Below are 6,213 nucleotides of genomic sequence, written 5' to 3' on the forward strand. Positions count from 1 at the left end.
CCTCAGACGGGCAAATGAATCCCGAAGGTGTTCATTCCGCGATCACTGCGCACAAACACATCCCCCCCATGCATCAGCGCAATCGCCTTGACGATCGCCAGCCCCAACCCGTGATTGTTGCCGCTGTTGCTGCGCGACGCATCCACCCGGTAGAAACGCTCGAACAAGCGCGGCAAATGCTCGCTGGCAATCGGCGAGCCGGGGTTGGCCACACCGATACTCACCTGATGTTCCTCGACCGCGATCTGCACTTCGATCACCTGTCCCGGTGCGGTGTGTTGCACCGCGTTGCTCAGCAGATTGATCAGTGCCCGGCGCAGATGAGCGATCTCGATCTGCACCTGCGCATCGCCGCTTACCCGAACCTGGACTTGCGCATCTTCGAGGATGAAGTCGAGGTATTCGAGAGTAGTCGCCACCTCATCGGCCAGCGAGGTCGAGGTCAGTTTGGTGGCCTTGCTGCCCTGATCGGCGCTGGCCAGAAACAGCATGTCGTTGATGATCGAGCGCAGGCGTTCCAGTTCTTCGAGGTTGGATTGCAGCACTTCGAAATAATGCTCGGCAGAGCGCCCGCGAGTGAGGGCGACCTGGGTCTGGCCGATCAGGTTGGTCAACGGTGAGCGCAGCTCATGGGCGACGTCGGCGTTGAAGGATTCCAGCCGTGAATAGGCTTGTTCAACCCGCTCCAGTGTCGAGTTGAACGAGTCGACAAACTGCTCGAGCTCCGGCGGCAGCGGCGACAAACGCAGGCGCCCGGCCCGCAACGGCGGTGCCAAACGCTGGGCTTCGTGGGACAGTTTGATCAGCGGCTTGAGGCCGATCCGCGCCACCCAGTAACCCAAGGCCGAGGCCAGCAGCACGCCGATCACCGCCAGACTGACCAGCGCGATCAGCAACTGATGCTGGGTCTGGTGAAAGGTTTCGGTATCGATGCCGATCATGAAGCGCAGCGGCGGGCGCTGATCCTTGGCCGGCAGTTCGGTCAGCAACACTTTCAGCGGGTAGGGATGGTCGGGCAGTTGCAGATCGCGCATGCCCAGCGGGCCTTGGGCAAACGCGCGGATCAAGGCATCCGGCTCGCCAAATTCGTACCCCGGATTGCCGCTGACCACCCAGAAACGGATGCGTTTGTCTTCTTCGCCGAGCAGCTTGAGCTTGGCGTTGATCTTCACCCAATGCTCGGGGGTGCCATAGCGGTTGAGCGCGGATTCGAGCACGCTGTAACGCGCATCGAGCTCCGCTTCCGGCAGCAGGCCCAGGCCTTTGTCCACTTGTTGATACAGCGCGCCGCCGATCAACAGGAACACCAGCAGCGCCACCAGCGTGAACATGCCGCTCAAGCGCAGGGCGATAGAGTTACTGGACATCACGGCTCTCCAGCACATAACCCATGCCGCGAATGGTATGCAGCAGTTTTTCGTCGAACGGCCCGTCAAGCTTGGCGCGCAGGCGTTTGATCGCGACTTCGACAACGTTGGCATCGCTGTCGAAATTGATGTCCCAGACCATCTCGGCAATCGCGGTTTTCGAAAGGATTTCACCCTGACGCCGCGCCAATACACTGAGCAGCGAGAACTCTTTGGCAGTCAGATCCAGTCGCGTGCCAGCACGGGTCGCCTTGCGGCTGATCAAATCGATCCACAGGTCGGCGATGCTCACTTGCACCGGTTCATGGCCACCGCTGCGGCGGGTCAGCGCTTGCAGGCGTGCGACCAGTTCAAGGAAGGAGAACGGTTTGCCGAGGTAATCGTCGGCACCGTCGCGCAGGCCTTTGATGCGGTCTTCGACGCGCTCGCGGGCGGTGAGCATGATCACCGGGGTTTGCTTGCGCGCACGCAATGCGCGCAGTACGCCGAAGCCGTCGAGGCCCGGAAGCATGACGTCGAGGACGATCACCGCATAGTCGCTTTCCAGCGCCAGGTGCAGGCCTTCGACGCCGTCGCGGGCCAGATCCACGGTGTAACCCTGTTCCGTCAGACCGCGGTGCAGATAATCCGCGGTTTTTTCCTCGTCTTCGATAATCAGAACGCGCATGACCCTGCCTCAGTCTGTGGTCGCCAGTGCCGCTACGGGCAGTGGTTTGGGCCGGTGGAACAGCCGCTCAAGCCACAAGTATATGACTGGAGTGGTAAACAGCGTCAGCATCTGGCTGACCAGCAAACCGCCAACCACCGCGATCCCCAACGGCTGGCGCAGCTCGGCGCCGGTGCCATAACCGAGCATCAGCGGCAATGCGCCGAGCAACGCGGCGAGGGTGGTCATGATGATCGGCCGGAACCGCGTCAGGCACGCTTCGAAGATCGCATCCTGTGGCGCCAGCCCGCGATTGCGCTGAGCCTCCAGCGCAAAGTCGATCATCAGAATGCCGTTCTTCTTGACGATACCGATCAGCAACACCAGCCCGATCAACGCCATGATCGAAAAGTCCTGGCCGCAGATCCACAGCATGATCACCGCACCGAGACCCGCCGCCGGCAGCGTCGAAATGATTGTCAGCGGGTGCACGAAGCTCTCGTACAGCACGCCGAGAATGATATACACCGCCACCAGCGCCGCCAGAATCAGCCACGGCTGACTGGCCAGCGAACTCTGGAATGCCTGCGCCGCGCCCTGGAAATTGCCGCTGATCGCGGTCGGCATGCCGATCTCGGCCTTGGCCTGGTTGAGCAGAATCACCGCGTCGCCCAGCGCCACGCCGGGCGCAAGGTTGAACGACAGGTTGGCGGCCGGGAACATGCCGTCATGGGCAATCGACAGCGGGCCAATGGTCGGTGCATCGAATTTGGCCAGCGCAGACAGCGGCACCATCTCGCCACTCAGCGGCGAGCGCAGGTAGAAATAGTTGAGGCTTTCGGCCTTGCCGCGTTGCTGAGTGTCCAGTTCCAGAATCACGTTGTACTGGTTGACCTGGGTTTGGAACTCGTTGATTTGCCGTTGGCCGAAGGCGTCATACAGTGCTTCATCGACGTCGCTTGCCGTGAGGCCGAAACGCGCGGCGGCGCTGCGGTCGATGCTGATGTGGGTGATGCTGCCGCCCAGTTGCAGGTCGTTGGAAATGTCGCGGAACGCCGGGATGCTGCGCAGTTTCTCCGTGAGTTTCTGGGTCCAGGTGGCGAGAGTCGGCCCGTCGTTGCTCTTGAGCACGTATTGATACTGCGCACGGCTCGGGCCGGAGCTTAAGTTGATGTCCTGGCCGGCGCGCAGGTAAAGGACGATGCCGGGCACTTTCATAAGCTGGGGACGGATGCGGTCGATGAACTGACTGGCCGAGACATCACGGTCGCCGCGTTTTTTCAGTGCGATCCAGAAGCGGCCGTTGGCGATGGTCTGGTTGCTACCGGACACGCCGACCGAGTGGGAGAAGGCTTGTACGGCCGGATCGGCGGCGACGATTTCAGCCATCGCCAGGTGTTTTTTCACCATGTCGCCGTAGGAAATGTCTGCAGCGGCTTCGGTGGTGCCGAGGACGAATCCGGTGTCCTGCACCGGGAAGAAACCTTTCGGGATAAAGATGTAACCGGCGATGGCCATCGCCAGCGACAAACCGAACACGCCAATCATCAGTTTCTGATGGGCGAGGGCGCGACGCAGGCCTTTTTCGTACCAGCCAAGCAGGCGTTCGCTGAACCCCGGTTTGTCGTTGGCGTGATGAACTGGTTTGCGCATGAACAATGCGGCAAGGGTCGGCGCCAGCGTCAGCGACACCACCACGGAAATCATGATGGTCGAGGTTGCGGTCAGGGCGAATTCCTTGAACAGTCTCCCGACCACGCCCCCCATGAACAGCAGCGGAATAAACGCCGCTACCAGCGAGAAACTGATCGAGACCACGGTGAAACCGATTTCGCCCGCGCCCTTGATCGCCGCTTCGCGCATGTCGTCGCCAGCCTCCAGATGCCGGTGGATGTTTTCCACCACGACGATCGCATCGTCGACCACAAACCCCACGGCCACCACGATGGCCACCAGCGTCAGGTTGTTCAGGCTGAAACCGAGGATGTACATCAGGGCGAAACTGGCGACCAGCGACACACCGAGCACTGCCGACACAATCAGCGTCGCCGACAACTGGCGCAGGAACAGCGCCATCACCGCCACCACCAGCAGGATCGCGATCATCAGCGTGATCTCGACCTCATGCAGCGAGGCGCGGATGGTCTGGGTACGGTCAATCAGGGTTTTCACCTGCACCGAGGCGGGCAGCATGGCCTCCAGACCGGGCAGGGCGGTTTGAATTCGGTCCACCGTCTCGACGATATTCGCGCCGGGTTGGCGCGAAATCACCAGGTTCACCCCCGGTTGGTCACCGGCCCAGGCTTGCACGTAGGCATCTTCCGAACCGTTGACGACTTTGGCGACATCACGCAGGTGAACCGGGGCGCCATCCTTATAGGAAACGATGAGTTGGCTGTAGTCCTCGGGATGGAACAACTGGTCGTTGGTCGACAGCGTGGAAATGCTCGATTCGCCGTACAGCGCGCCCTTGGCCAGGTTGAGGCTGGTCTGCTGGATCGCCAGACGAATGTCGGCGAGGGTCAGGCCGATAGCGGCGAGTTTGTCAGCCGAGGCTTGAACACGAATCGCCGGACGTTGCTGACCAGTGATGTTGATTTGGCCTACGCCGTCGATCTGACTGATCTGACGGGCGAGCAGGGTTTCCACCAGGTCACTGAGTTCAGTGCCGGGCATCTGAGTCGAGCTGACACTGAGGATCAGTACCGGGCTGTCGGCCGGGTTGACCTTCTTCCAGGTCGGCAGCGTCGGCATGTCTTTCGGCAGCTTGCCGGCGGCGGTGTTGATCGCTGCCTGGACTTCCTGGGCGGCGGTGTCGATGCTTTTGTCGAGGGTGAATTGCAGGGTCAGCAGGCTCGAACCCAAGGCACTGCTGGAGGTCATCTGGGTCATGCCGGGGATGGCGCTGAATTGCACCTCCAGCGGCGTGGCCACGGACGAGGCCATGGTATCGGGGCTGGCGCCGGGTAATTGTGCGGATACCTGAATTGTCGGAAATTCCGCTTCCGGCAGTGGGGCGATTGGCAAACGCGGGAAGGCAATCGCACCGACCAGCACCAGCGCGATGGTCAGCAGAATCGTCGCAACCGGGTGGTTGATGCACCACGTGGAGACGCCTTTGTGCGCCTTCATGGTTTCGGCTCCGCTTGTACCACTTGCGGCGGCTCACTCATGACCTGCACGGTCGAACCGGGCTTGAGCCGCGACTGGCCGTCGGTGACCAGGACGTCACCGGCCTTCACGCCTTTGATGATGTCCTGGCCGCTGCCCTGATAAACCATCTGCACCTGCACGGCTTCAACCTTGTCGCCGTTGACCCGGTAAACGAAGTGTTGGTCGAGGCCACGTTGTACGACGGTGGGCGGGACGACCAGCGCATCTTTGTCCAGAGCCGTCTGAATTTTTACCGTCACCAACAGACCGGGCCAGAGTTTCTGGCTGGCGTTGTCGAATTCGGCCTTGGCGCGGATGGTGCCGGTGTTGGCGTTGATCTGGTTGTCGATCAGGGTCAGGTGGCCTTCGCCGAGCAGGTTGCCGGTTTCGCCGTCGGTGTCGGCGCCGATGTAGGCCTTGACCTGCGCGCGCTGCGGATCGTTGATCAGGCCTTGCAGGGTCGGCAGCATTTGCTGGGGTAGGGAGAACTCCACGGCAATCGGGTCGATCTGGGTGACGGTGAACAGGCCGGCGGTGTCGGTCATGCGCAGGAAGTTGCCTTCATCGACCGTGCGAATACCGACGCGACCGGTGACCGGGGAGTGAATCTGCGTGTAGGAAAGTTGTACCTGCGCCGCGTCAATCGAAGCCTGATTGCCTTGGGCGGTCGCTTTGAGTTGGTTGACCAGCGCTTGTTGCTGGTCGTAGGTCTGCTTGGAGACGCCGTCGTCAACGCTGAGCAGTTTGTAGCGTTTGAGGTTGACCAAAGCGACTTGCAGTTGCGCCTGGCTTTCGCCCAGTTGGGCGCGGGCCTGGTCGAGGCTGGCGCGGATGGAGCGGTCGTCGATGGTGGCGAGGAGGTCGCCGGCCTTCACCAGTTGGCCTTCTTTGACGAGGATTTTGGTAAGGATGCCGTCGATCTGTGGGCGCACGACAACGCTGTGCAGGGAGAGTACCGAGCCGATGCCGCTGGTGTAGCGGGGGACGTCTTTTTCGCTGACCGCTATGACTCGCACGGGGATGGCGGTGGGGGTGGCGAGTTTGGTT

Annotated in this window: 4 protein-coding genes; all 4 read right to left on the bottom strand. The window is 61.4% G+C overall.

The window, feature by feature from the left end:
• Positions 1–2 precede the first annotated feature (2 nt).
• Positions 3–1,367 (bottom strand): heavy metal sensor histidine kinase, encoded by a 1,365-nt coding sequence (locus F2P67_RS15150; protein ID WP_102687556.1) that lies wholly within the window; start codon positions 1,365–1,367, stop codon positions 3–5.
• Complete coding sequence (locus F2P67_RS15155; RefSeq protein ID WP_166221297.1) at positions 1,357–2,034, bottom strand: heavy metal response regulator transcription factor; 678 nt, start codon at positions 2,032–2,034, stop codon at positions 1,357–1,359. The genes F2P67_RS15150 and F2P67_RS15155 overlap by 11 nt, the downstream gene beginning before the upstream one ends.
• A 9-nt stretch (positions 2,035–2,043) precedes the next feature.
• On the bottom strand, positions 2,044–5,145 hold the full coding sequence (locus F2P67_RS15160; RefSeq protein ID WP_166221299.1) for a multidrug efflux RND transporter permease subunit: 3,102 nt from the start codon (positions 5,143–5,145) through the stop codon (positions 2,044–2,046).
• On the bottom strand, positions 5,142–6,213 hold a 1,072-nt coding region (locus tag F2P67_RS15165; RefSeq protein ID WP_166221301.1), incomplete at its 5' end, for an efflux RND transporter periplasmic adaptor subunit. The genes F2P67_RS15165 and F2P67_RS15160, both read right to left, overlap by 4 nt.

The sequence above is a fragment of the Pseudomonas atagonensis genome (assembly GCF_011369485.1).
GTDB classification, from domain to species: Bacteria; Pseudomonadota; Gammaproteobacteria; order Pseudomonadales; family Pseudomonadaceae; genus Aquipseudomonas; species Aquipseudomonas atagonensis.